Below are 24,847 nucleotides of genomic sequence, written 5' to 3'. Positions count from 1 at the left end.
TTCAGCGCTGGTCTTGCGCGCGGTTTGCCGCGATAGTTGGGGGATCGTCAACAGGGGAGCCTCCGATGTCTCAGCGATTCCTTTCCGCACGCCCGCTCTCGGTGAAGTTGGCCGGCTGCTGCACCCTGCTGATGGTCGCCACCGCGGCGCTGGCACAAGCGCCCGCACCGCAGCAGTTGCCGCCGCCGGTATCGACCGGCGACATCGTGCGACCGTTGCTGCCGGCGCAACTGAACGATTTCGATGCGTACATGGCGGACACCCTGAAGACGTTCGAGGTGCCCGGCATCGCCGTCGCCATCGTGAAGAACGGCAAGGTGATCATGGAACGCGGCTTCGGCGTGCGCGAGCTGGGCAAGCCGGCGAAGGTCGATGCGCACACCTTGTTTGCCATCGCCTCCAACACGAAGGCATTTACCGCGGCGGCACTGCAGCAACTGGCTGACGCGGGCAAGCTGAACATGGACGACCGGGTGATCGACCATCTGCCGTGGTTCCGCATGTCCGATCCCTATGTGACGCACGAGATGCGCATCCGCGACTTGCTGGCGCACCGCAGCGGACTGAGCCTGGGCGCGGGCGATCTCTTGTACTGGCCACCAACGTCCTACACCACGAAGGACGTGGTCGAGCGGCTGGCGCAGGTACCGCTGAAGAACGGTTTCCGCAGCCACTACGCCTACGACAACATCCTGTTCGCGGTGGCCACCCTGGTGATCGAACAAGCGTCCGGCCAGAGCTATGCCGATTACGTGCGTGAGCACCTGTTCAAGCCGGTCGGCATGGACGAGTCGCTGATCGACATGACCTACCTCCAGCCCGGCATGGACGTGGCCACCGGCCATGCGCCGTACGAATTCAAGGACATCAAGCCGGTACCGCCGATGGCCTGGCTCAATGACCCGGGTGCCGGCGGCATCTATGCCAGCGTGCACGACCTGGCGAAGTGGATGAACGTGCAGCTGGCTGGCGGCGCGCTGCCGAATGGCGGGCGCGTGTTTTCCGAGAAGAGCCACCACGAGATGTGGTCGATGCTGACTCCGATTCCGATCAAGAAGCCGTCGATTCCCGAGATGGCCCAGCTCACGCCCGATTTTTACGGCTACGGCGAGGGCTGGTTTCTCGGCGACTACATGGGCCACAAGCTGGTCTGGCATACCGGCGGCTGGCCGGGCTTCGTGTCGCGCGTGACGATGGTGCCGAAACTCAAGCTGGGCGTGGTCGTGCTGACCAACCAGCAGTCCGGCGCCGCGTTCAATGCGGTGACTTACCGCGTGCTGGATGCGTACCTGAATCCGTCGAACAAGACCGATTGGGTCGCGGTGTACCAGAAGGCCGTGAAACACGCCGAGGCCAAGGCCGACGACAGCGTGGCGAAGCACGAGAAGGCGCGCGACAAGCACAGCAAGCCGTCGTTGCCGTTGGCCGATTATGCCGGCACGTATCGCGACCCGTGGTACGGCGATGTCGTGATCAGCCAGGAACACGGCAAGCTGCGCCTGCGCTTCAGCAAGACCAAGCAGCTGGTGGGCACGATGACGCCGTGGCAGCACGACAGCTTCACCGTGCGCTGGGATGACCGCTTGCTGGATGCCGACGCGTTCGTCTATTTCTCGCTGGACATGGACGGCCATATCCGCGAGATGCGCATGCAGCCGATCTCGCCGCTGACCGATTTCAGCTTCGACTTCCAGGATCTGCGGCTGGTACCAGTGAGCACCGCTGAAGCCAAAGCGTCCAAAGAATGAATCACCACGGTGCCTTCCGCGGCACCCTCTGCAAGGGGAAGCTCATGGATTATCGTCGTCATGCGGTAGCTATCCTGCTGTCATTCGGTCTGCTGGCGGGTGTTGCCCAGGCGCGCACCGACAACGCCGTCGCGCACCGCTTCTTTCACGTCCAGCTCGGCGCGGCCAGTACGCAGCCAACTTCGGGGCGACTGCTGCTTTTTGCCACCGACGCAAAGACGGCGGAAGCGGTGGCAAAGGCTGCATCCGATGGCAAGAGCAGCGAGGTCGAGTCGGTCGATGCCGACCCGTTCCGCGCCACCGAGACCAGCGTGGCCGCACGCGAAGTGAGCCATTGGGTGCCGGGGCAGGGGGTCGATATCGACACCGACCGCATGGCGTTCCCCGCGAACTGGTCGACCCTGCCGCCGGGTGACTACATGGTGCAGGCGGTGCTGGATGTGAACCACGATTACAACTATGGCGGGCGCGGCGCGGGCGATCTGGTCAGTGACGTGGTCAAGATCCATCTGCCTGCCACGAGCATCCCGACGCTGACGCTGGTGAAAGCGTTGCCGGCTGATGGCGATCCCTGGGCCATGCCTTCTGCGTCGCAGGCTGTTCGCGATGGCCTGGCGGCGGCGCGTCCGCATGCGCACCTGGTCGATTTTGTCAGTCCCGCATTGAGTGCGTTCTGGGGGCGGCCCATCCACATGCGCGGCTGGGTGCTGACTCCCCCCGGCTACGATGCGAAGAGCGTCACGCGCTATCCGACCGTCTATTACACGCAGGGCTTTGGTGGCAGCAACGATCGTGTGATCGGACCGGTCTACAACGTCTACACCGCGATGACCAGGCACGAGATGCCGCCGATGATCTGGGTGTTCCTGGATGAATCCGGCCCCACCGGCACCAACGAATTCGCCGATTCGGTCAACAACGGCCCGTGGGGCCAGGCGCTGACCACCGAGTTGATTCCGCACCTGGAAGCGCAGTACCGCATGGATGGCAAGGTGACCGGCCGCTTCCTGAATGGCCATTCCTCCGGCGGCTGGGCCACGCTTTGGCTGCAGACGCGCTACCCGAAGGTTTTCGGCGGCACCTGGTCGACCTCGCCCGACCCCAGCGATTTCCATGATTTCACGGGCATCGATCTCTATGCGCCCCATGCCAACGTGTATCACCGACCGGATGGCTCGGCCTATCCGCTGGTGCGTGATCACGCCAAGGTACTCGGTACTTTCGAACAGTTCGCCAAGCTCGAACGCGTGCTCGGCAGCTACGGTGGCCAGCTGGCCTCGTTCGAGTGGGTGTTCTCGCCACGCGGCAAGGATGGCCGGCCCGAGCCGATGTTCAATCGCGACACCGGCGACGTCGATCCGGCGGTGGTGGCCTACTGGCGCGACCACTACGACATTGCGTACCGGCTGAAGCAACACTGGCCCGAGCTGAAAGCCGACCTCGACGGCAAGATCCATCTCTACGTCGGCACCGCCGATACCTTTTATCTCGACGGCGCCGCGCACAAGCTCAAAGCCGTGCTCGATGGCCTCGGCGCAAAATCGGACATCCGCTTCCTGCCCGATCGGACCCACTTCGACCTGTACAAGAACGGCAAGGACCGCCACGGTCTGCTCAAGCAAATAAGTTGGGCGATGTATGCCGTTGCGCGACCACACTCGAAACTCAAGCCACCCGCCGTGGCGCCGTGACCTGAAAGCCCGTAAGGCGGGCTCCGCCCGCCGGCTGTTCCAGGGGTGCGGGTGGCGGGCAGAGCCCGCCCTACGTATCAAGCGCTCGTGCGGCCCGCCTGAAGTGGGCACTGGAAACCGCCTGGAACCGGTAGGGCGGACTCTGCCCGCCGTTTCGGTCCATCAACGAGAGCAGGCCGGCATTGCCGCCCTGCGCGTCAAGGCGAACGTGACCATGTGGCGCCCTGCTACTCGGCCTGCCACGGGTCGTAGCTGCCGAAGTACCACAATCGACCTTCGAGGTCATGGCAGCTGTAGCCGCCGCCGCCGTAATCCTTCTCCGAATAATCGTTGACGATCACCGCGCCGGCGGCCTTGGCCTGCTCATAGTGCGCCTTGCAGTCGGCCACGATCACGCAGGCGCACTGGGTCTCGCGGCCGCCGATCTCGTCGGGCTGCGCAATGTGCTTGCCGAAATCGTCATGGCGTACGCCGCCGAGCATGATCATGCCATTGCCGTAGACCAGCTGGGCGTGTTCGACGCCCCCTTCATCGTTCTCGTAGACGGCGTTTTTCTCGAAACCGAACGCCTTGCAGAGCCAGGTGATGGCCGCATGCGGATCGCGATAGCGCAGGCAGGGGATGATGGTGCTGCCGCCAGGGTGGGACATGGTTGCCTCCTCGTGGTTGGACTGACGCCAGAATAAGTTGGCGATGACCCACGGTCTTGTAGATTTCTGTCGCTCAAGCCAGTGGCAGATGATTGATGTGCGGACCACGTGCGGCCATGAACGCGGAAGGGGTGACGCCCGCGAATCGCCGGAATTCGTGGGACAGGTGGGCCTGGTCGCAGTAACCGCAGTCCGCGGCCACGTGGCTCCAGTTCACCGACTGCGGGCCATGCGTTTGTGCCACCACGGCGCGAAAGCGCAGCAGCCTGGCGTAATGCTTGGGGCGCATGCCCACCTGGCGCTGGAACAACAGGCCAAGGCGACGTTCCGAAAGCCCGGTATCACGTGCCAGCTGCGCGATCCGCAGCACCTGTGGCTGCTCTGCCAGCGAGCGTAGTGCGTGGGTCACGACCGGGTGCAGTTGGCGCACGCGCATGCGCTGGCGCAGCCATTGCAACAGTATTATCAGCCGGACCCGTGGCTCGGGCGTCTCCAGCAATTGTTCGCGGAGCAGCCCTGCACTGCTGCCGAACAGATCCGCCAGGTCGATATCATTGCCCACCAGGCGATTCGCATCCTCGCCAGTCAGGGCGTGGGCGCCGCCCGGCAACAGCACGGCCCCCATCACGCGAATCTGTTCGGCCGTGTCGATGATCTCGCTGCGCAAGGACGGACCACCAAGCACGCTGCCGGAAGATCGAATGCAGCGACGGCTGTCGTCATCGGTATAGACCCGAGTCTCGTCCTCGTGCAGGTTGATGATCAGCTGTGCGCCTGGTTGCGGCAGCACCCGCTCGTGGCCATGGGCGGCCGGCGGCATGTCCCAGTCCCACACCTTCGCTATCAAAGCATTCAGCGGCGGCTCTGGCAGGTATTGCAGAAATCCCATCGGCTTTGCTCCGTGGATCGCCGGCAGTCTATCGCGCCGGCTCAGCCCGTGCGTTCGCCGTCTTCGGCCAGCGGCGGCAGGGTGCGGATCAGCTGCGCGCGGATCAGCGGCAGGTGTGCCGCGCGCAGGCGCTCGAGCAGGTCGAACAGCAGCTCGCTCTTCACGCCGCCGGCGTCGCGCGGACTGCTCACATAGGCCACGCAGTTGAATGTCATTGCGCCGTCGTCGAGGTTCTCCAGCCGCACATACGGAGCCGGCGCAGCCAGCGTGCCCGGGTGGGCGTTCAACACGTCCAGTACCAGCGTGCGCACCTTGCCGGCATCGGTATCCAGAGGCATTGGCAGCTTGACCTGCACACGTCCCAGCGCGTTGGGCTGGGTCACATTGCGCACGTTCTCGGTGATCAGCTGCGAGTTCGGCACGATCACGGTGGAGCGGTCCCACAGCTGGATTTCGGTGGCACGCACGTTGATCCGGCGGATGTCGCCCTCGACCGTGCCCAGACTGACCCAGTCACCGACTTTCACCGGCCGCTCGACCAGCAGGATCAGGCCGGAAATGAAGTTCTGCACGATCGCCTGCAAGCCGAAGCCGATACCCACCGAGAGCGCGCTGACGATCCAGGTGATGCTGGTGAGGTTGACGTTGAGCGTGGCCAGGGTCAGCACCAGCACCAGCAGCCCGCCGAGGTAGCCGAGCAGGGTGACGATGGAGTCCTGCATGCCCGGTTCCATCGTGGATTTCGGCAGCAGCTGGTCGCGCAGCCAGCGCTTGAGTATGCGCAGCAGCAGGATGCCGATCACCAGTACCAGCGCGGCCCGGAAGATGCTGCCGGGGTCGATCGACAGCGTGCCGAGCTTGAGGTTGCTCAGGGTGCGGCCGGCGCTGGCCAGCAGGTCGCCGGGGCCTGCACCGAACGGGGTCAGCACGGTGGCCAGTACCAGCAGGGTCAGCAGCACCCGACTCAGGCCGGCGAGCAGGGTCGCGGCCTGATCGAGCGTGTGCGGCGCCAGCTGGAAAGTGGCCTGCAGGCGCTGACCGCCGCGCCCGCGTGGTGACAGCACGGTATGGATCAGGTCATTCAGCAGGTGAAACAGCAGGTAGGTGCTGGCCACGATCACGCCGATCCACAGCATCTGCACTGCCACGAAAAATGCCAGCGCGATATAGCCCAGCGCCACGCCCAGCCAGCTCGTCAGCACGCCGAGCACTGCCGCCGCGCCGAGCAGGCCGATCCACAGCGGGTGATGCTCCACTTCGCCGTCGTCGGCCTGTTGCTGTCGCGCCTTGCGCAGGCGCAGCCAGGCGGAGCCGATCAGGCCACTGATCACCAGCGCCATCAGTCCGCGGGTGGCGACCGTGGCCGGCAGGCTCGAACCGATGGTGCGACTGATCCGCTCGATCAGGCCGAACAGCAGCGCAGCTGCGCCGAGCAGCCAGGGAATTCGGCGCAGACGCTGGGCGGCCAGATCGGACAGCGCCGGCAGACGCCATGACGGCCGTTTTACCGACAGCAGGGCACGGCCAAGACCGGTGACGAAGGCGGCAAAACACACCAGACGCACTGCCGAACTGGCCAGTGCATCAAGATCCGGGTCGAGGATGTCGTTCCAGTTGAGCCCCAGATAGACCAGTTCCGCGGCCAGTCCGGTGGTGAGCACGGCGGTCAGTGCCACCGCCGTCGCCATCGCGCTGCGACGCAGATGGCCGTCCGGTACGCGCCGCGTCGCCAGTTGCAGCAACAGCCGTTCGAGCAGCCAGCGACCGACGCCGAGCAGGAGTGCCGCGCCGAGCAGGCACAGCACCAGCGGCTGCCGATTCGATGGTTGCCAGGCTTCGCGCCACGCTGCCGCACCACGTCCGGCGAGTCGAGCCAGGCGGGCCTTGTCGTCCGGGAATGCGCGTGCCGGATCGGCCCAGAATGTGCGACTGAATGGCGTGGCCGTGCGCGAGGCCAGTCGCGCCTGGAACTCGTCGTTGCGCAGACCGGTGAGTTGTGCGGCCAGCTGCAGCGCGTTCTGGTCGAGCAGCTGCGCCTGCTTGATTTGCGCGTCGAGGTTGGCCTGCGCCTTGTCGAGCTGTCGCCGTTTCGTGGCGACCTCGGGTGCCTCCGGTGGGGCTCCCTTGCCCGGCGGCGGTCCGAGCACGGCCAGTTGTGCCTGCAGGGCAGCCATCTGCGGAGTGAGGCTGCCGGCCAGTTGACGGGCTTGATCCTGCACTCCCAGAGCCGCAGTGCGCAGCTCGGCCAGCGGGGTGTCCGCATGCTTGTCCTTCAGCGTGGCCCGGAGCGTGTCGAGGCGATCACCAAGTTGATCCAGTGCCTGTGCGGGGGTCGCGGCGGACACGGCGGATGCGGGCAAGGCATCGCTGTTCTGTGCATGTGCGGCAAGGCTGCCGAGGCTGAGCAGTGCGAGCAGGAGGATGCGAAGCGAGATGGGCATCCGGGCATGATCGGAGCGATGCGACAGGCGGTCAATCGCGTTGGCCACGGTGGCGTCATGTGGCATGGCAGCCGTTCAGATTGGCCGCGAGCCGGCAGTCAAGGCGAGAGTGCCTTGCGCCGGGCCAGACTGGCCGCCGGCCAGTGCGCCTCGCGGTCGTAGTATTCCTCCACTGCGGGAATGTTCGACGACAGCACCACCCACGGTTGTTTAGTGGAAGTGAAGATGTGTATGTCCGGCGGCAACCGGTACGGCTCGTTCAAGGTGCCTACACGCACGAAGGACACTGCCTTGCCGGCACCGGCGTAATGGCTCCACAACGCCACACGGCAGCGCGGGCAGCGCGCGATGAGTTGGCCCTTGCCGCTGTTCGATGGCGTGTCGACCAGTTCCGGTTCGCCCTGCAGCAGCTCCAGCCGGTCGCTCTCGATCATCGCGTTCAATGCAAACGCTGCACCGGATTCGCGCTGGCACCAGCGGCAGTGGCAGCAGTGCACGAACAGTGGCTTGCTGGTCATCCGGTAGCGGATCGCGCCGCAGGTGCAGGCGCCTTCGAATGTGCTGTTGACGGACATCGTGGGTTCTCCCGTGTATCGATCCGGCCGAGCCATGAGCGAGCCGGCGTTCGCCCGAAAGGGTCTGCGGATTCTGCCACGGCCGGATGGCCGCCCAAGGTGCTGAAGGCATCTCTCGACGGGTGCTTGACTCAATAAGGTTTGTACGGCAAACTAATTTGCACTTGACTGATTGGAGCGCACCCATGTCCCCGAAAATTCAAACTCGGCTCCAGGAACTGGAAGCGTTGACGCGAAGGTATGCGCGCTATTCGCGTAGTGCAGGTGGCATGTCGTCGGTACTCGGAGGCGTACTCTGTCTCGTCGCCTACTTCTGCGGCCCGTTGTTGCCGTCGACCCCATTGTCAAAGGCGATGCTGATCGCCATTCCGGCTGTTTGGTTGCTGGCCAAGGGTTTGATGATGCGTCGTTACTATCAGCAGTTGGGCCACGTCGAACAACAGGAAACGCCGCTGGAGCGGCGGATGCACCGACTCAACCTCGTCGTGGTCGTGCTGGTGGCGCTGGCGATCACCGCCGGCCTCGCCACGGCGGCATGGGAACACCAGGGGTCGCTTGACGCAGGTGCGCTCGGTTACCTTGCGTTGATATGGCTGCTCGTTCTGGCAACGTGGCGTTGGTTGCGCAGCCCACTGGATTTCATCGTCGGTGTGTTCCTTTTCTGTCAGGCGGCGATGGTCAGCGCCGGCAGCTCCTATCCGCTGGTGGGTATGACACACACCCATGAAGCGATGCTGATGTCGCTGGTGGCGTTGATATTCCCGCTGGCGGGGCTGGCCATGATCGCCAGCGGCATCGCCGAGCATCGCCAGTTCCGCGTCCTGCGCCAACACCTGGAGCAGCTGCGCCAGCCGGCATCGGCCGAATCATGAGCGCGCCGGGCCCCCTGGGTGAAGTGATGGCACTCGATCGGCTGGTGCACGAACCGGCTCGACTGCTGATCCTGGCCGTGTTGGCTGGCGCCAAGCAGGTTGAGTTCGGATTCCTTGAGAACATGAGCGGGCTGAGCAAAGGCAATCTGTCCAGCCACATGAGCAAGCTCGAAGCGGGCGGTTTGATTGCAGTGAAGAAGAGCTTCCGCGGCAAGCGCCCGTTGACCGAACTCAGCATTACCACGGCCGGCCGCAGCGCGCTGGCAGCGTATCGACAACAACTGGCGATGGTGATGCAGGAACTGCCTGAATCGACCGCCACCCCGAAAAGGAAGTGACGCCATGAATCACGCATTGAAACTGACATGTGGCGCTGCGTTGGCCATCTTGCTGCCCGCCGCTGCCATGGCCAACTCGCCGGTGTTGCCGACCCGCATCGCCAAGGTGGCGCAGCAGTACACCGACGACGGGGTCTACCCGGCGATGGTGGTGGCGATGGTGGACGATGGCCGTGTCCAGCTGGCCGGGTTCGGCAAATTGGCCGACGGCAAGGTTCCGGATGGCCGGACGGTGTTCGAGATCGGTTCGGTCACCAAGACCTTCACGGCGCTGTTGCTGGCGCAAGGTGTGCTGGCCAAACGCTGGACCCTCGACACGCCGGTGGCGACCTTGCTGCCGGGTTACGAAATTCCCACGCGCGATGGCAAGTCGGTCACCCTCGGCCTGCTTGCGGAGCAGTTTTCCGGTTTGCCGCGGCTGCCGGGCAATCTGCAACCGGCCGACCTGGGCAACCCTTATGCCGACTATGGAAGCGATCGACTGAAGGCGTTTCTTGCCAGCTACAGCCTGCCGCGCGATCCCGGTGCCTCCTACGAATATTCGAACCTCGGTTTTGGCTTGCTTGGCGAGGCATTGGCGCAGCGCGCGCATCTTTCCTACGGTGCGTTGATGCAACGCGACGTGCTGGCGCCGCTGGGCATGGATTCCACCGGCGTCCAGCTGACCGCGTCGATGCGCAAGCGCATGGCCATCGGCCACGACGAGGAAGGCAAGGCCGCCGGGCATTGGCAGTTTGATGTTCTGGCTGGTGCCGGTGCCTTGTCGAGCACGGGCGAGGACATGTCGCGTTACCTGCAGGCCAACATGGGCGTGATGAAGACGCCGCTGACGGCGGCGATGCAACTGGCGCACCAGCCGCGGCGTAACATCGGTGGCGGTGATCGCATCGGTCTGGCCTGGATGACCCACCACACGGCGCATGGCGACGTGGTGTGGCACAACGGGGAAACCGGCGGGTACAGCAGTTTCGTCGGCTTCACCAGCGACGGCCGTCGGGGCATCGTGATCCTGACCAATGGGACCGGTGCGCCGCAAGACCTGGGCTTTGCTGCATTGTTGCCGTCCTTGCCGCTGCCCGAAGTACACAAGGCGATCGCCGTGCCGGCAGCGCAGCTCGACGCGTATGCCGGCGAGTACACGCTTGCGCCGGGTTTCGTGTTGTCTGTGACGCGACAGGGCGATCAGCTGTTTGCCCAGGCAACCGGGCAGGGCGCGTTTCCCTTGTTTGCCAGCGGCCCGGATGCCTTTTTCGCCAAGGTGGCGCCGATCACGATCGACTTCGAGCGTGGCCAGACCGGCAAGGTCAGCGCGCTGGTGCTGCACCAGAACGGACACGACCAACGCGCGGCTCGCACGGGTGACGCCCACGCCCGCAACAGCGTCCAGCTCGACTCCGCGCTGCTGCGCGAATACGTGGGACGCTACACGTTGGCGCCGGGTGCGCAGTTCGCCGTCACCGTGAAGGACGATCAGCTATATGCGCAATTGACCGGCCAGGCGGCTTTTGCCGTATATGCGAAGTCGAAGGATCACTTCTTCTATACCGTGGTTGATGCACAGCTCGACTTCGAGCGGGATGCCAGCGGCAAGGTCAACGCACTGGTGCTGCATCAGAACGGACAGGAGCGACGCGCACCACGCGAACCGTGATGAGCGCAAGCTGGGCCATTCACAGCGATGGTTGCCGCCCGCTCCACGGCTGCGCCTGCTCCAGTTGGGCGGCGAGTTGGAGCAGGGTGGCTTCGTCGCCAAAGCGTGCCACGAACTGCACGCCGAACGGCAGCTCGGGACCGTCGGCTTCGACCGGTGCCCAGTGCAGCGGCACCGACATGCTCGGCGTGCCGGTGAGGTTGGACAGCTGGGTGAACGGCACGCGTTGCAGGCTGGTGGTCACCAGCTGGTCGACGATGCCGCTCTTGAGCAGCAGGCGGCCGGCATGCAGCGCCAGTACCACGCTGGCCGCGGCGCGCTGGGCAGGCGGGGTGGCAAGTTCACCGATGTGGTTCGGTGGCTGCGCCGTGGTCGGGGTGAGATACAGGTCCCAGGTCTGGTGGAACGTTCCGAGCGCGCGGGCGTAGTCGTTCCAGCGCAGCCGCTCGTCCACGTAGTCGCCGGCACTGAGAGTGCGCCCGAGCAGGGCGAGCACGCGCGTCTCCAGTTCGAATGCACGCTCGTGGGCTCCGGTGAGTCGACGCGCCTGTGCCATGGCGGCCGCGGTCTGGCCGAAGTACATGCTGATGTAGCTGCGCGCCAGCGCGTGGCCATCGTATGCGGGCGCCGCTGGTTCGACCGAGTGCCCCAGTCCCGCCAAAAGTTTCGCCGCGGCGAGCAGGGCCTGCACGCATTCGGCGTGTACCGGCGTGCCCAGCGGCGAGTCGGTGCAGTAGCCGATGCGCAATGGGCGAAGTGGTTGCCCGATGGCGTCTGCAAACGGTCGCTCCGGAGCGGCAATCGTGAACGGATCGCCGCTCTCGGCTCCGGCGATGGCGTCGAGCATGCGCGCGGAGTCGCGCACGCTGCGGCTCAGCACGTGTTGGCTGGAGGCGCCGTCCCATATTTCGCCTTGCCCGGGGCCACTGGGCACGCGGCCGCGCGACGGACGCAACCCGAACAGCCCGCAGTACGCCGCCGGAATGCGGATCGAGCCGCCGCCATCTGAGGCACCCGCCGCCGGCACGATGCCTGCCGCCACCGCCGCGGCGGAGCCGCCGGACGAACCGCCCGGCGTGCGCGTGAGGTCCCACGGGTTGCGGGTGGGCTGCTCCCAGATCAATGGCGCCGTCTCCGCACGCAAGGCGAATTCGGGCGTGGTGGTCTTGCCGAACACCACCAGGCCGGCGTCGAGGAAGCGTTGCACGATTGCCGCATGCTGTTGCGGCACCCAGTTGCGCAGAGCGCGGCTGCCCGAGGTGCTCGGCACACCGGCGTAATCCTGCCCGATGTCCTTGAGCAGGAACGGCACGCCGGCAAAGGGGCCTTGCAGTTTGAGCTGCGCGCGCTTCCGCGCGATCGCCTCCATCGGCAGGCAGACCGACGCCAGCTGCGGATCGACTTCCGCTGCCCGCGCCAGTGCTGCGTCCAGCACTTCACCGGCCGACACTTCGCCACGTTCGATCAGTTCAGCCAGCCCGGTGGCATCGTGGAGCCGGTATTCCTTGAACATCGCAGATCCTCTCAGTAGTGCCCGGGCCGGCGTCAGTACCCCGCCCGGCATGACCTCGCGGCGGCTACACGACGACGATGTGTTCGATCGGCACCTTGGCAGTCAGCTCGTAGATGTCGTGGCGGCGATCCAGCAGTGGACGCACCGAGGCGGACTGGCGCTGGATGTCGAGCGCGCCCAGGTCGAGATCGGCGATGACTACCGTTTGCGTGTTGACGATGCCTTCGGCGGCGACGCCATCCTTGGGAAAGGCAAAGTCGCTGGGCGTGCAGATCGCCGCCTGGCCGAAGTTGATCGTCATCGACGGGCTGTGCGAGAGCCCGCCGACGTTGCCGGACATCACCACATAGACCATGTTCTCCACCGCGCGCGCTTGCGCGCAGTAGCGTACGCGCAGGTAGCTCTTGCGCTCATCGGTGGCGAACGGGTTGAGAATGATGTCGACACCGTTCTCGACCAGCATGCGCACCAGCTCCGGAAACTCGATGTCGTAGCAGACCACGATCGCCAGCCGGCCCAGCGCGGTCTCGAACACCTTGACCCCGTCGCCCGGGGTGATGCCCCAGTATTCCCGCTCGGCCGGAGTGATGTGCAGCTTTTCCTGGGTGTAGCTGCTGCCGCCCGGGGTGTAGAGGTGGGCCACGTTGCGCATGCCTTCTTCCGTGCGCACCGGCGTGGTGCCGCCCACCACATGCAGCCGGTGTCGCACGGCCACGTCGCGGAACAGGGCGTCGATACGCGGCGCCAGCGCGGCAAGTTGTTCGACCGCATCGAGCAGGGCAATGCCGCGGGTGAAGGTGGAATACAACTGGGCGGTGACGAATTCCGGGAACAGCAACAGATGACTGTCGTAGGTCGCTGCGTTCTGCGCGAAGTACTCGATCTGGTCGGCGAAATCCTCGAACGAGCTGATCCTGCGCTGGTCGTACTGGGTGGCGCAGACGCGCACATGGCGCGCCATGCGGCGCACCGGTGCGCCTGCGATCAACCGCCGACGAGGATGAAAGTCCGGATTGGTCATCACCAGATGAGTGGCATAACCCAGGCTCTCCTGGTCGTCCAGGTAGCCGTAGTGCACGCCGTGCACCGCGTACCCGGCTCGCAGATGTGCATTCAACGCCGGGTCCGTCAGCTCCCCGGCCACCACCTTGTCCACGTACTCCTGCGCGGTCAGCTGGCCGCGATGCGACGCATAGCCGGGGATCCGTCCGCCCGCCACCATCTGCTTCAGGTTGTGCCGCTTCATCAGGGCGCGTCGAGCCTGGTACAGCGCGCGCGAAACACCTTTGCCTTGCCAGTCCGGGAGCACTGCGATGTCCGCGCCGTACAGGGTCTGGCCTGACGGATCGTGGGTGCGAAACGTCCCGTTGCCGGTGATCTCCGCGTGGTTGTACCAGGGACTGTCATCGTCGATCTGCACGATCAGGCTGGTGGCATAGCCGATGATCTGGCCGTTCGCCACGGCGACCAGCTGGCCGCTGGGAAAGGTGGCGATCTGCAGCGCATAGTTGCGCTCGTTCGCAATGCTGGTGGCCGGCCAGGCCGCGTAAGTGGCCTTGGCGACCGCGGCGATCGCCGCGGCGTCCTCCGCTTTGGCGGTGCGAACCTTGATCGGGGAAGTCTTGCCGGATGTAGGCATCAAACGGGCCTTGAAGTGATGGTTGGCCGGACTTGTCGGGTCGGACGAGGGAGTTGGTGTTGCGACACGACGGTCCGGCAGGGAAGTCTGTCTTCCCGATGTTGCGCAGGGATTGCCTGCGCAAATCCGGGGCGAGACGAGGTCGACGCGGGCAGGCTGGCGCGCCCGCCGCCAATCCCCCGACTCAGAGATCGACGAGGATCTTGAACCCGCCGAAAAACATGCGCTTGCCGTCGAACGGCATCGCCTTGGGGTCCATCATCGCCGCCAGCCTTGGATCAGCCATCACTTTCTTGTTGACGCGATTGCGATCGCGTTTCGAACGAAAAATGATCCACGAAAACACCACGACCTCTCCCTCCTTGAGCTTTACCGCCTGCGGGAACGAGGTGTGCTTGCCCGGCTGGACGTCTTCGGCAACGCACTCGACGTATTCCAGTGCGCCGTGCTCACGCCAGACCGTGCCCGCCTGACGCGCCATGCGGCGATAGGCAGTCAGGTTCTTCTGCGGAACGGGTACCACGAAACCATCGACGTAACTCATGCATGTTCTCCCGGGCGTTGAGGTGCTGCGGCGTGCCGCGGATTCGAGTCTAGCGAGGTTCGCGGGTACCGGGCGTGATGACTTGCCCAGCGGTTGGGCGGTACTGTGGGCCACCCCCTTTGAATGGAAGCGAATCCATGCCGACTCGCCTGATTCTCGCCATGCTGCTGGCCGGTCTTGCGTTTCCCGCACTGGCAAGAGCCGATGCGGTAGCCGACGTGCGGGCCACCCTGGCCCGACTTCAGCCCACCCAGCCGCTGGCGGCAACCTTGCGGGTCTCCAGTACCGTCAAGGACGACGAGGGCAAGACCACGCACGCCCAGTTGCAACTCAGCGTGGCCAGCGGCAGCGAAGGTCTGAACCTTGGCTTTTCACCCGCGCTCCTGCAGCGAGCTGCGCGCGAAGCGGCGATCAACGCCAAGAACAAGGACGCACCTACCCCGATCGGGGATCTGCTCGGCGAGCTCAGCCCGGTCAGCGTGCAGCCGATGGTCGATTTTGCGCCCGTGCTGTTGCGACAGCTCGATGGCGCCACGCTGGCCAGCCAAAGCGACGAGGCATATGACGGCAAACCGGCTCACCTGCTGCTCTTCGATGTGCCACTGCCGGCTTCGGCCAGCAAGCAGATGACGATCAAGCATTACACCGGCCAGATCAAGGTCTGGCTGGGTGCCGATGGCGTGCCGGTGGCGGTGCAGAGGGTGGTGCAGGTAAAAGGACGCAAGCTGCTGATCAGCATCGACATCGGCAACACTACCCGTTACACGTTGAAGGTCATCGGCACGCGCCTGTTTGCCGTGTCGCGTCACAGCGAGGAGAGCCACTCGGTTTTTGGCAAGGCCGGCAGCAGCGTCACCGACGCGGTGCTGGTGCCGGTGGCGTCGAAGCCTGCTTCCTGATTCGATGGGCACGCGTGTCGATGTTTCCTCTCATGCGGGCGCAAACGACGCCCCTAGGGGACGAAAAGCGTGCCGTGCATGCCGGAGTGTTTGGGGCCAACACCGCCAATCCAACAATGATATTTTTCGGCAAGAGATGGCCGTGGCGCAAAAGCTGGGACGCGCTTGCTATCACATGCTGCGCGAAGGCACGACGTTCGGTCTGACGCGCGCCTTTGGCTGATCATTCTGGCGGTGGCAGGCCGGCACCGGGGTTTGGCTTCGAGCCAGTCACTCTGAAAGGTCGCGACCTTCGGCACCCGTGTTGTACGCAGGACCGCGCGTGGACTCAGCCATCAAGGCCACGCACGACGTGCACTGGGACGGGATCCACTATGACCGATGAGTGTTTGGCAAGCAGCAAGGGCCGTTGACGAAGCTCTGACCAGAACGGTGACTGGTGCGATCTTAGCGCCGCGTGAGACACCGCGGCTGGTGGTCAGCGGCAGGACGGAAACATGCTCTTCGGCGTGGCCGGAGAAGAGCAAGTGCATGCCTATTGAATCCAGCGGCGAAATGGTGACTCCGTTTTTGCAGAGCCCTCAGCGAGAACGCTTCGGCGGTACCACACTGAGACCGCGGGGAAGTCCAAGGTCCTTCGGTCGTAGCAATTCTTCGACCATGTGGGGCTCCAACGGAAACGAATAGAGAAAGCCCTGTCCCTCGTCACAGCCCGCCAGACGCAGAAACTTGTCTTGCTCTTCCGTTTCTATTCCCTCGGCGACGGTTGCCAAGCCGAGGCTTTGAGCCATCGCCAAGATTGCTTTCACGATCGCTGCGTCGTTGAAATCTTTGGGCAATCCGGTCACGAACGAACGATCAATCTTGAGGTAAGCCACCGCCGGGAGCTTCAGGTACGCCATGGACGAATAACCCGTACCGAAGTCATCGATCGCGACGGCTACACCGTTTTTCTGAAGTATCTCCATGGTGCGTTCGACACTATCTCCGAGGCGCAGCATCGCGCTTTCGGTAATCTCCAGAACAATCCGGTTCGGCGGTATGCCACTTTCTTGCAAGGTACGAGTAACGCTTCGGACAAAGCCCGGATGGCCAAACCACCGGGCGGAAACGTTCACTGCTACGCGAATGGGCGGCATGCCACTGCTGTCCCATGCCTTGATCTGCGCGCAGGCTGCCCCCAACACCCACTCGTCGACGTTCCGGATCAGGCCAAGCTCTTCGGCTACGGCGATGAACTCGACAGGCATCAGCAGGCCGCGATCAGGATGCTGCCAGCGCACGAGCGCCTCACAAGCCACGATGCGCCCATGCTTCAGGTCTACGCTGGGTTGGTATACCACCCGCAATTCATCGCGTTCCAAACCTTGACGTAGCTCGGTTGCAACTTGCATGCGCCGCCGCGAATCGGCGTGCATTACGGGGGTGTACAACCGAACAGCATTGCGCTCTTCGGTCTTGGCTGCATACATGGCCGCGTCGGCATTGGCAATCAGTGATGGCGGGTCGGCGCCATCGAGTGGATAGGCCGCCGCGCCGATACTGGCGGTCAAGACGATCTCCTTGCCCTCAACGGTGATCGATTTCGCCAAAGCCGCCAGCAAGCGGTCTGCGATCACGCGCACGTCTTCGCGTGTGACAAGGCCCCGTATCAGGACAGTGAATTCGTCTCCTCCTATGCGTCCTGACACAGCGTTTTCGCCGAGCTCGCCGCTGATGCGCGCTGCCACGGCGACCAAGAGACGATCACCTACCGCATGGCTATAGCTGTCGTTGACGTTCTTGAATGCGTCCAAGTCGATGAAAAGTACAGCCACCGCTGTGCCATCCCGCTCGGCCTCGACAATGGCTTGGGCGCACAAACGTTCAAACTCGCCACGATTGACGAGACCAGTCAGTGGATCGTGGCGTGCCAAGTGTTCCAGTCGACGCTCGTTGGCCTTGGCCGATGAAACATCGGTGAATACCGCAACATAATGCTGGACATCGCCGTGCTCGTCGCGAATTGCGCTGATACTCAATTGCTCCGGATAGCGCGTGTTGTCAGCTCGGACAGTCTCCACTTCACCGCGCCAGTAGTCACCCTTGGCCACGCGTTCCCATACCGACGGCGGTATTGGTGAGCCATCGGGCATGGTGCGCATCGCGGCCCACGACCGCCCCAACATGGCATCGCGACTGTAGCCAGTAAGCAGCTCGTGCGCGGCATTCACGGATGTAACGCGATACTTGGCGTCGCTGATGATGACGGCTTCGGCGATGGAGGCCAGGGCCTCGGCGGCTACGAGGCGCTCCTGTTCCATCTTCACTCGTTCGGAGATGTCGCGAATGATCGTCTGGCGTATCGAGCGGTCAGCCCAGGTGACCAGGTTGCTTTGAATCTCCACCGGTCTGAACGAGTCATTCTCAGTCCACAACACGTTGATTGCCGCATGTCCCGGAACGTTGCGCAGCGGGTATTGGAATAGGTGCACGAAGCGGTCGCCGAGCAAGTCGGTGCGCGGACGTCCGGTCCAGTTCAACATGGTCTGGTTCGCGTCCACGATATAGCCTGTGGACTCATCGACCATCGCGATGGCGTCGGCGGCGCTATCAAAAAGCAGCCGATAGCGTTCCTCGGTCCCACGGACACTCGTCAAGATGCGCTTCGCCATGGTGAACCACAACAGCAACGCGGTCAGAGCGATAGTCACAACGCCGCCGTACAATATTGATCCGACCCACACCGCCCCCTCGGCAACCTCCACCGAAAACACCTTGGCGAGAGGTTCGATGTGGTTGTTGAGCGCCAAGATGCGTTGGCGCATTTTCAGTGAATAGCTGAGCGGAACCGTACCCGCGGCGTAGGCCGTTTGTAGCTCATTGGCGATCACATCCAATTCTGCGATGGCATCGTCCGATGCCTGCCAGGCTGCCAGGGCCTGTTTCATGTGGGGTGCCCAAGCGAAATGCCTGAACATGAAAATGATCCCTGGCACGGCGCTCGGAATGACGCCACCTTCGTGGAACGCGGCAGTCAAGTCGGAATTTTTATAATGACCCGCGGCGATGGTGTGTCGTATCCAGCTATCGGCCGCTAGAATCTTCGCGTTGCGGCGAAAAGCCTCGAGTTGCTCGGGATTTCCAGTCGACGCATAGGCTTCGAGGTCAATGATTTGCTGCTTTTGGGCTTTCGACCAAAGGCTCTCGCCGTTGAGAAAACCGGCGAGAGTGACTTGGACCTGCAGCGACACCCACGTCAACGTCAGGATCAGCCCGATCATCACCACCAGCGCATAGGCCAAGGGCATTAAGCGGCGTGATAGCGGCCGCTGCAAACCGGTCGGGAAGGTCTCCATTCGTCTCTTTCAACACCTCGGATATGGCTACATCCAATATCGACTGGCTGGGAGCCAACTTGAACTATGCCACTGCTCCGGCGGCCAGGGCCACTGGAAGCGAGTGTTCCAAGCAACGACTCACGCTCACGAGCTGGCTGGTGTAAGTGCGCTTGATGCACTCGTGGATGTGCTTGACCTCCTCTACCTTCGGGTTGCTTCCCATGGCCGTACAAACGATCTCCAGTGCTTCCCATGGGTGCACATCGTCGTAGACTGCATGCAATTCGAGCCAGCGCAAAGCCGCTTTGCGCTCGTTGTCCGGGAAACTGTCTTTATACACCTTGCTTTCGAAGACAAGTTTAGCCCATTCGCCGGCAACCCCTTCGACCGCGTAGTTGCTCGCCGCGACACTAGCCGCCAGGCTGTCCCTTGTGCAGACTTCTTCCAGCCAGTTGGCGAGCGTTTGAGTGCCCGCCGGGGTCCGCTGATGGAACACATCGTTACGCGCTATACCCTCGCCTTCGGCCCATTTCAGCCAGTACTCGGCATGGTTTTGTTCTACACGGATATTGCGAACCAACCAGCGCCGCGCCAGATCGTCAGCGGGGCTGCGGCCAAAACGTGTCTTGAGGAGGCTTAGCGCCATGTAGCCGGGAAAACGCTCAATCACCGGCCAGATACCGATCAGAAAATTGGCGGTTGAGTTATGGTCAAGCTCGGCCATCCGCATGAGTTGAAATAGCTCGTGCGTCACGCATTTCTCCTTGGCAGGCGCGCAGTCAGCCACGATGTCCTGCATCCATGACGGATAGCTGTTCAGCGAGGTCAGCGGTCCGGCAAGTTCAAAACTTTTGCTCATCTCTTTCTCCTAGGGTTGTGCGTTGCTGCTTTCAATGCCCAGCACCGAAATGATGCTTGGCAGTCTGGCGTACCGACAGGGGCACCAGAAATCCTTTAATAGTGTCGGCCTGTAAAGGCAATGCCCGCGCGGTCACATCAAATGGCCGTCCTTGAGCGTGAAACCAGGGTCTTCGTTCCGGCACACTCTGCGCGCGCGAAGAAAAAGGAAGGGTAAAAGCGGGGGGGATCCGACGCGCGGGCGCGCTTGCCGATCAATGATCCCTCTGTGCCCACCATCCGGAACATCATGCGGCGACCACTTCTGCATGGCGTGCACCCGTTGCTGGTTTCGGGCGCCCATATGCGACGCGGTTGATCGCTGGAAATCCTGGCGCTTACCCTGACCCTAGTGCTAGTGAACCACACCTCTTGTGTCCCCCGCGATCGGTCGCCTGACAGCGCGCATTACTCGCGCATCGTCGATCCCTCATCCCTGCATTTCGGTGCGGCGCCTTCGAGCGGCGTTAGTTTGACGACCCGGCGCGTGTGCCAGTAATTTGACGCCCGCCGCGCGGATTGATCGTAGTGGCGTGTTGCGCGGCTCGTCTAGTGCCAAAGTGCGTTTTTCATGGACTTCGTCACAGCCGCACTGGCCGCGGCTACGACTGGCCGGCTCGTGGGGGTCTCCACGCGCTCCAGATCTCGGGCAACGCCCGGCGCATGGGTGCGCGGCGAGGCGGAAGGCGTCGCTGCCAGGCGCGGGTTGCAGGACGTCAGGCTTGGCCTCGACGGCCCTGATATCTTCGGCCATCGCATCATCGAACTAGATGCTTTGCGCTTGATTCATCCTGGTGGTGTCGGCGTGGCGCTCAGTGATTGTTCGCTCGTCGCGGGATCGATAGCACCGCTGCCGAAATCCTCGCCGACATCCTCTTCAGCGTGCGCCGCCCGTAACCCAAGCTGGGAATGCTCAAACTATGCTCACGACAGTACGACGCGTGCGTCAGGTTACTGTTGCGCCACTCGACCAGATGACTATTCCAGAGATCCACCTTCACGCCCATGCCATCGCTCCACCATGAACAGGAAGGACGAATGGCGGCCGAGGCCCTCGCCAGTATCGCCTAAGACGCGATCGTTGCCGACGATGACACCCAGCGCACCATGCAGACGCTGTCTTTGCTGAAGGTCGACGTGGCCATCGATGATTTCGGTACCGGCTATTCCTCGATGGCCTACCTGAAGCTGCCGGCGGTGACCTACCTGAAGATCGACCGCTCCTTTGTCACGGGTCTGCCGGGTGACACGAACGATGCGGCGATTACCGAGGCGATGCTGGCGATGGCCAGAAGCCTGGACCTGATCACCATTGCCGAAGGTATCGAGACCGAGGCGCAGCATGAGTTCCTGCAGCGCGCCGGTTGCGCCGAGGGGCAGGGCTATCTCTACTCGTATCCGTTGAAGGCGGAGGAGATCCAGGCCTTGCTCAGCCCGCTTCAGCCCGGTGCATCCACCAAGCTGAGGCTGGCGCCGCCCAAACGCGGGTAGGCGCACTGCGCGGCGAGGGGACTCAGAGCGGTGCGCAGTGACGGTTCAACCATTCCCGATCGGCATCCTCGAGCAGCGGGCTGAGCGCGGCACGCACGGTGGCGTGGTAGTCGTCGAGCCAGGCACGCTCCTCCGGACTCAGCAGCCCGGGTTCCAGCGCGCGACGGTCGAACGGGCACAAGGTGAGCGTCTCGAACGCACGGAATTCGCCGAACTCCGATTGCTCCGCCTCGACCACCACCGCCAGGTTTTCGTGGCGAATCCCGTGCCGCCCGGGTTTGTACACCCCCGGTTCGATCGACGTGATCATGCCCGGTTCTAGTGGCACCAGGGCGCTGCCTTCCCGCGGTGGACGGATGCTGTGCGGTCCTTCGTGCACATTGAGGAAGTAGCCGACCCCGTGGCCTGTACCGTGGCCGTAATCCATGCCAGCAGCCCACAAGGGCGCACGCGCCAGCGCATCCAGCTGCGGGCCACTGGCGCCCTTCGGAAAGCGCGCCCGTGACAAGCCGATCATGCCTTTCAGCACCAGGGTGGCGTCCCGGCGCTGTTCCGCCGTGGTTTCACCCAGCGCAAGGACGCGGGTGATATCGGTGGTGCCGCCCAGGTACTGACCGCCCGAGTCCACCAGCAGCAGGCCCTTGGCCTGCAGCGTGCTGTGCGCTTCGGGCAGGGCGCGGTAATGCGGGAGCGCGCCATTGGCCTGATAGCCGGCAATCGTGGCAAAGCTCTCGCCGACCCAGCCGGGTTGGGCCGAACGCTCCTCATGCAGCAAGCTGTCGACGTCCAGCTCGGTGACAGTCATTCCGGCAGCCAGGCGTTGTTCCAGTCGACGGAAGCCGCGCACCAGCGCAGCGCCATCGCGGCGCATCACCTCGCGGATATGGTCGAGTTCGGCACCGGTCTTGACGGCCTTGAGCGCAGTGCTCGGATTGGCGCCCTGAATGCGCTGCACGGCAGGCGCGACGGCCGCCGCGATCGTGCTGACGACACGGCTCTCGTCCAGCAGCAGGCTGTCCGACTCACCCAGCTCGGCCAGGGTCGATGTAACCGAGGCATAGTCGGCGATGCCGATGCCGTCGGCAGCCAGGGCGGCAACCAGTGCGTCATCCAGCTTGCTGCGCTGGACGAACAACGTGGCGCGCTCGTGGGGTTGCAGCAGCAGATGGGCAAGGAAAACCGGATTGCACTCGACGTCGCTGCCACGCAGGTTGGTCAACCAGGCGATGTCGTCGAGACTGGACAGCAGATGATGACTGGCGCCGAGCTTGTGCATCGCCTGACGCACGCGCTTGAGTTTGTCGGCCCGGCGGGTGGTGGCGTAGGCGGGGTCGTGTGCCACCACCGGGGCCAGCGGCAGCGGTGGGCGATCAGGCCAGATCGCGCCAGGCAGATCCAGATCCGTGCGCAAGCTGGCACCGCAGGCAGCGAGCCGCTGCTCGATCTGCCGCTGCATGCCCAGCGCAAGACTGTCGCCGGCCACGGCCAGCACGTCGCCCTTGCGCAGCTGCTGCGCCAGCCAATCCATGTGCTCGGGTGTATGTGGCACGCGCAGCTTCATCAGTTTGATGCCGCTGTCGCGCAACTGATCCTCCGCCTGCGAGAAATAGCGCGAATCGGTCCACAGACCGGCGTAATTGGCGGTGACCACCAAGGTACCGGCCGAGCCGGTGAAGCCGGACAGCCACTCGCGCGCCGACCAGTGTGCCGGCAGGTATTCGGACAGGTGGGGGTCGGCGCTCGGGACCAGGACCGCGGCGACGCCATGTTGCTGCATGGCGCCGCGCAGGGCGAAGAGGCGGGGCGGGGCGGGGTTCGTCATGCGCGAAATGCTAGCAGAGCCAGCAGGGCCTGCATGGCGAGGGCGCGTAAATGAACCAACCACCGGAAATTTTCGCCTGCCATCTCGCAGTGGAACGCTTCTGCGGCTAAAATGCCAATTTCCAGCACGGCTGCTTTCCATGACCCCCCTGATTTTTGTCACCGGCGGTGTGGTGTCCTCGCTTGGCAAGGGCATTGCTGCGGCGTCGCTCGCTTCCATCCTCGAAGCGCGCGGCCTTTCGGTCACCATGATGAAGCTCGATCCCTATATCAATGTGGATCCGGGCACGATGAGTCCTTTCCAGCATGGCGAGGTCTATGTCACCGACGACGGTGCCGAAACCGACCTCGATCTTGGCCACTACGAGCGCTTCGTGCGTACCCGCCTGGCCGGCAAGAACTCGATCACCACTGGCAAGATCTACGAAGCGGTGATTCGCAAGGAGCGCCGGGGCGACTATCTTGGCGCCACGGTGCAGGTGATTCCCCACATCACCGACGAGATCAAGCACTGCATCCACGAGGCGACGCGGGGTTTCGACGTGGCGCTGGTGGAAATCGGCGGCACCGTGGGCGACATCGAGTCGCTGCCATTCCTGGAGGCGATCCGCCAGTTGCGCATCGAACACGGGCCGGAGAAAGTGGTGTTCATGCACCTTACGCTGGTGCCGTTCATCAAGGCCGCCGGCGAGATCAAGACCAAGCCGACCCAGCACTCGGTGAAGGAACTGCGCTCGATCGGTATCCAGCCGGACATCCTGTTGTGCCGCTGCGAGGAGCCGCTGCCCGAAGGCGAGCGGCGCAAGATCGCCTTGTTCACCAACGTGCCGGAGAAGGCGGTGATCAGCGCCGCCGATGTCGACGTCATCTACAAGCAGCCGTTGTGGTTGCATCAGCAGGGCCTCGACGAGATCGTGGTGAAGCAGCTGGGTCTGGACGCGAAGCCGGCGGATCTGTCCGAGTGGCAGCGCACGGTCGATGCGGTCGAGCATCCCAGGGACGAGATCACCGTGGCCATCGTCGGCAAGTATGTCGAGCACAAGGATGCCTACAAGTCGCTGGGCGAGGCCTTGCGCCATGGCGGCATCAAGCAGCAGGCACGGGTGAACCTGGACTGGATCGATTCCGAGCAGGTCGAGGCCGAAGGTGCGGCCAAGGTGCTGGGCAAGGCCGATGCGATCCTCGTGCCCGGTGGCTTCGGCAAGCGCGGCTTCGAGGGCAAGGTGCTGGCATCGAAGTTTGCCCGCGAGCATGGCGTGCCGTATTTCGGCATTTGCTACGGCATGCATGCGGCCGTGGTGGATTTTGCCCGTCACGTGGCTGGCCTGGCCGATGCCGACTCCAGCGAGAACGATCGCAATACGCCCAACCCCGTGATCGGCCTGATCACCGAATGGACCACCGCCAGTGGCGAGATCGAACAGCGCAGCGACCGCTCCGACCTCGGCGGCACCATGCGTCTGGGTGCGCAGGAGTGCCGCCTGAAGGCCGGTACCCTGGCGCGCGAGCTGTACGGCCAGGACGTGGTGCGCGAGCGGCATCGACACCGCTACGAGTTCAACAATCGCTACCGGCAGTCCTTCGAGGACCTTGGCCTGGTGATCTCCGGCAAGTCGATGGACGACCTGCTGGTGGAAATCGTCGAGCTGCCGCAAAAGGAGCATCCCTGGTTCCTCGGCTGCCAGGCGCATCCGGAGTTCACCTCGACCCCCCGCGATGGCCATCCGCTGTTCATCGGCTTCGTGCGTGCCGCGCGCGAGTACAAGGCGGTTCGCGAGGGCGAGCGACTGGCCGGCAAGCAGGCCACGGCGTGAACGCAAGGCTCGCAGGAACGCATCTTGTCCGCCAGGGACTGCGCCATGCTCTTC

Annotated in this window: 19 protein-coding genes; 8 read left to right on the top strand and 11 right to left on the bottom strand. The window is 63.8% G+C overall.

Going from position 1 to position 24,847, the window contains the following annotated elements:
- Nucleotides 1-65: 65 nt before the first annotated feature.
- Both AC0L58_RS09385 and AC0L58_RS09380 read left to right on the top strand, forming a co-directional pair.
- The gene (locus AC0L58_RS09385; protein ID WP_473682731.1) at nucleotides 66-1,748 is read left to right on the top strand and encodes a serine hydrolase; all 1,683 of its coding nucleotides are present in this window, start codon (nucleotides 66-68) and stop codon (nucleotides 1,746-1,748) included.
- Between the two features lie 44 nt (nucleotides 1,749-1,792).
- Nucleotides 1,793-3,439, top strand: a complete 1,647-nt coding sequence (locus AC0L58_RS09380; protein ID WP_473682729.1) for an alpha/beta hydrolase — start codon at nucleotides 1,793-1,795, stop codon at nucleotides 3,437-3,439.
- Between the two features lie 227 nt (nucleotides 3,440-3,666).
- On the opposite strand, the gene AC0L58_RS09375 is transcribed toward AC0L58_RS09380, so the two are convergent.
- The 4 genes from AC0L58_RS09375 to AC0L58_RS09360 form a co-directional block, all read right to left on the bottom strand.
- Nucleotides 3,667-4,089: a VOC family protein gene (locus tag AC0L58_RS09375; protein WP_473682727.1), complete on the bottom strand. Its 423-nt coding sequence runs from the start codon at nucleotides 4,087-4,089 to the stop codon at nucleotides 3,667-3,669.
- 73 nt (nucleotides 4,090-4,162) lie between these two features.
- Nucleotides 4,163-4,978, bottom strand: coding sequence for a helix-turn-helix domain-containing protein (locus tag AC0L58_RS09370; protein WP_473682725.1), 816 nt, complete (start codon nucleotides 4,976-4,978; stop codon nucleotides 4,163-4,165).
- 41 nt (nucleotides 4,979-5,019) lie between these two features.
- The gene (locus AC0L58_RS09365; RefSeq protein ID WP_473688666.1) at nucleotides 5,020-7,419 is read right to left on the bottom strand and encodes a DUF3772 domain-containing protein; all 2,400 of its coding nucleotides are present in this window, start codon (nucleotides 7,417-7,419) and stop codon (nucleotides 5,020-5,022) included.
- A 98-nt stretch (nucleotides 7,420-7,517) separates the two neighbouring features.
- Nucleotides 7,518-7,994 carry a GFA family protein gene (locus tag AC0L58_RS09360; protein ID WP_473682723.1) on the bottom strand — a complete coding sequence of 159 codons (477 nt, stop codon included), beginning with the start codon at nucleotides 7,992-7,994 and terminating at the stop codon, nucleotides 7,518-7,520.
- Nucleotides 7,995-8,080: 86 nt separating this feature from the next.
- Here AC0L58_RS09360 and AC0L58_RS09355 point away from each other — a divergent pair, with 86 nt between their 5' ends.
- The 3 genes from AC0L58_RS09355 to AC0L58_RS09345 are packed head-to-tail and all read left to right on the top strand — an operon-like array spanning nucleotide 8,081 to nucleotide 10,855.
- Nucleotides 8,081-8,866 carry a hypothetical protein gene (locus AC0L58_RS09355; RefSeq protein ID WP_473682721.1) on the top strand — a complete coding sequence of 262 codons (786 nt, stop codon included), beginning with the start codon at nucleotides 8,081-8,083 and terminating at the stop codon, nucleotides 8,864-8,866.
- On the top strand, nucleotides 8,863-9,204 hold the full coding sequence (locus AC0L58_RS09350) for a transcriptional regulator (protein WP_473682719.1): 342 nt from the start codon (nucleotides 8,863-8,865) through the stop codon (nucleotides 9,202-9,204). The genes AC0L58_RS09355 and AC0L58_RS09350 overlap by 4 nt, the downstream gene beginning before the upstream one ends.
- 4 nt (nucleotides 9,205-9,208) lie before the next feature.
- On the top strand, nucleotides 9,209-10,855 hold the full coding sequence (locus tag AC0L58_RS09345; protein ID WP_473682717.1) for a serine hydrolase: 1,647 nt from the start codon (nucleotides 9,209-9,211) through the stop codon (nucleotides 10,853-10,855).
- 19 nt (nucleotides 10,856-10,874) lie between these two features.
- Here AC0L58_RS09345 and AC0L58_RS09340 read toward each other — a convergent pair whose 3' ends face one another.
- The 3 genes from AC0L58_RS09340 to AC0L58_RS09330 form a co-directional block, all read right to left on the bottom strand.
- Nucleotides 10,875-12,368, bottom strand: a complete 1,494-nt coding sequence (locus tag AC0L58_RS09340) for an amidase (RefSeq protein WP_473682715.1) — start codon at nucleotides 12,366-12,368, stop codon at nucleotides 10,875-10,877.
- A gap of 64 nt (nucleotides 12,369-12,432) precedes the next feature.
- On the bottom strand, nucleotides 12,433-14,007 hold the full coding sequence (locus AC0L58_RS09335; RefSeq protein ID WP_473682713.1) for a GNAT family N-acetyltransferase: 1,575 nt from the start codon (nucleotides 14,005-14,007) through the stop codon (nucleotides 12,433-12,435).
- A gap of 184 nt (nucleotides 14,008-14,191) precedes the next feature.
- Entirely contained in the window at nucleotides 14,192-14,551 is a 360-nt protein-coding gene (locus AC0L58_RS09330) for a DUF1428 domain-containing protein (protein ID WP_473682711.1), read from the bottom strand.
- Between the two features lie 137 nt (nucleotides 14,552-14,688).
- On the opposite strand from AC0L58_RS09330, the gene AC0L58_RS09325 reads away from it, so the two are divergent.
- The gene (locus AC0L58_RS09325) at nucleotides 14,689-15,450 is read left to right on the top strand and encodes a hypothetical protein (protein ID WP_473682709.1); all 762 of its coding nucleotides are present in this window, start codon (nucleotides 14,689-14,691) and stop codon (nucleotides 15,448-15,450) included.
- Nucleotides 15,451-16,031: 581 nt separating this feature from the next.
- On the opposite strand, the gene AC0L58_RS09320 is transcribed toward AC0L58_RS09325, so the two are convergent.
- The 3 genes from AC0L58_RS09320 to tnpA form a co-directional block, all read right to left on the bottom strand.
- Nucleotides 16,032-18,788, bottom strand: coding sequence for a putative bifunctional diguanylate cyclase/phosphodiesterase (locus AC0L58_RS09320; RefSeq protein ID WP_473682707.1), 2,757 nt, complete (start codon nucleotides 18,786-18,788; stop codon nucleotides 16,032-16,034).
- Between the two features lie 64 nt (nucleotides 18,789-18,852).
- Nucleotides 18,853-19,629 carry a TenA family transcriptional regulator gene (locus tag AC0L58_RS09315; protein WP_473682705.1) on the bottom strand — a complete coding sequence of 259 codons (777 nt, stop codon included), beginning with the start codon at nucleotides 19,627-19,629 and terminating at the stop codon, nucleotides 18,853-18,855.
- Between the two features lie 850 nt (nucleotides 19,630-20,479).
- Nucleotides 20,480-20,674: an IS66 family insertion sequence element accessory protein TnpA gene (tnpA, locus tag AC0L58_RS09310; protein WP_473682703.1), complete on the bottom strand. Its 195-nt coding sequence runs from the start codon at nucleotides 20,672-20,674 to the stop codon at nucleotides 20,480-20,482.
- 70 nt (nucleotides 20,675-20,744) lie between these two features.
- Here tnpA and AC0L58_RS09305 point away from each other — a divergent pair, with 70 nt between their 5' ends.
- Nucleotides 20,745-21,158, top strand: coding sequence for an EAL domain-containing protein (locus AC0L58_RS09305; protein ID WP_473688664.1), 414 nt, complete (start codon nucleotides 20,745-20,747; stop codon nucleotides 21,156-21,158).
- 22 nt (nucleotides 21,159-21,180) lie between these two features.
- Here the strand turns inward: AC0L58_RS09305 and AC0L58_RS09300 are convergent, their stop codons facing one another.
- Entirely contained in the window at nucleotides 21,181-22,980 is a 1,800-nt protein-coding gene (locus AC0L58_RS09300) for an aminopeptidase P family protein (protein ID WP_473682701.1), read from the bottom strand.
- Nucleotides 22,981-23,119: 139 nt separating this feature from the next.
- On the opposite strand from AC0L58_RS09300, the gene AC0L58_RS09295 reads away from it, so the two are divergent.
- Nucleotides 23,120-24,793, top strand: a complete 1,674-nt coding sequence (locus AC0L58_RS09295) for a CTP synthase (protein ID WP_473682699.1) — start codon at nucleotides 23,120-23,122, stop codon at nucleotides 24,791-24,793.
- Nucleotides 24,794-24,847 lie beyond the last annotated feature (54 nt).

This window comes from Rhodanobacter sp. G2-10 (assembly GCF_055809185.1).
This window is presented reverse-complemented; position numbering and strand designations above follow the sequence as displayed.

Coding starts and splice junctions, on each gene's coding strand:
- AC0L58_RS09385 (WP_473682731.1), top strand. CDS start 66: ATGTCTCAGCGATTCCTTTCCGCACGCCCGCTCTCGGTGAAGTTGGCC.
- AC0L58_RS09380 (WP_473682729.1), top strand. CDS start 1,793: ATGGATTATCGTCGTCATGCGGTAGCTATCCTGCTGTCATTCGGTCTG.
- AC0L58_RS09375 (WP_473682727.1), bottom strand. CDS start 4,089: ATGTCCCACCCTGGCGGCAGCACCATCATCCCCTGCCTGCGCTATCGC.
- AC0L58_RS09370 (WP_473682725.1), bottom strand. CDS start 4,978: ATGGGATTTCTGCAATACCTGCCAGAGCCGCCGCTGAATGCTTTGATA.
- AC0L58_RS09365 (WP_473688666.1), bottom strand. CDS start 7,419: ATGCCCATCTCGCTTCGCATCCTCCTGCTCGCACTGCTCAGCCTCGGC.
- AC0L58_RS09360 (WP_473682723.1), bottom strand. CDS start 7,994: ATGTCCGTCAACAGCACATTCGAAGGCGCCTGCACCTGCGGCGCGATC.
- AC0L58_RS09355 (WP_473682721.1), top strand. CDS start 8,081: ATGGCCGCCCAAGGTGCTGAAGGCATCTCTCGACGGGTGCTTGACTCA.
- AC0L58_RS09350 (WP_473682719.1), top strand. CDS start 8,863: ATGAGCGCGCCGGGCCCCCTGGGTGAAGTGATGGCACTCGATCGGCTG.
- AC0L58_RS09345 (WP_473682717.1), top strand. CDS start 9,209: ATGAATCACGCATTGAAACTGACATGTGGCGCTGCGTTGGCCATCTTG.
- AC0L58_RS09340 (WP_473682715.1), bottom strand. CDS start 12,368: ATGTTCAAGGAATACCGGCTCCACGATGCCACCGGGCTGGCTGAACTG.
- AC0L58_RS09335 (WP_473682713.1), bottom strand. CDS start 14,007: ATGCCTACATCCGGCAAGACTTCCCCGATCAAGGTTCGCACCGCCAAA.
- AC0L58_RS09330 (WP_473682711.1), bottom strand. CDS start 14,551: ATGAGTTACGTCGATGGTTTCGTGGTACCCGTTCCGCAGAAGAACCTG.
- AC0L58_RS09325 (WP_473682709.1), top strand. CDS start 14,689: ATGCCGACTCGCCTGATTCTCGCCATGCTGCTGGCCGGTCTTGCGTTT.
- AC0L58_RS09320 (WP_473682707.1), bottom strand. CDS start 18,788: ATGGAGACCTTCCCGACCGGTTTGCAGCGGCCGCTATCACGCCGCTTA.
- AC0L58_RS09315 (WP_473682705.1), bottom strand. CDS start 19,629: ATGAGCAAAAGTTTTGAACTTGCCGGACCGCTGACCTCGCTGAACAGC.
- tnpA (WP_473682703.1), bottom strand. CDS start 20,674: ATGGGCGTGAAGGTGGATCTCTGGAATAGTCATCTGGTCGAGTGGCGC.
- AC0L58_RS09300 (WP_473682701.1), bottom strand. CDS start 22,980: ATGACGAACCCCGCCCCGCCCCGCCTCTTCGCCCTGCGCGGCGCCATG.
- AC0L58_RS09295 (WP_473682699.1), top strand. CDS start 23,120: ATGACCCCCCTGATTTTTGTCACCGGCGGTGTGGTGTCCTCGCTTGGC.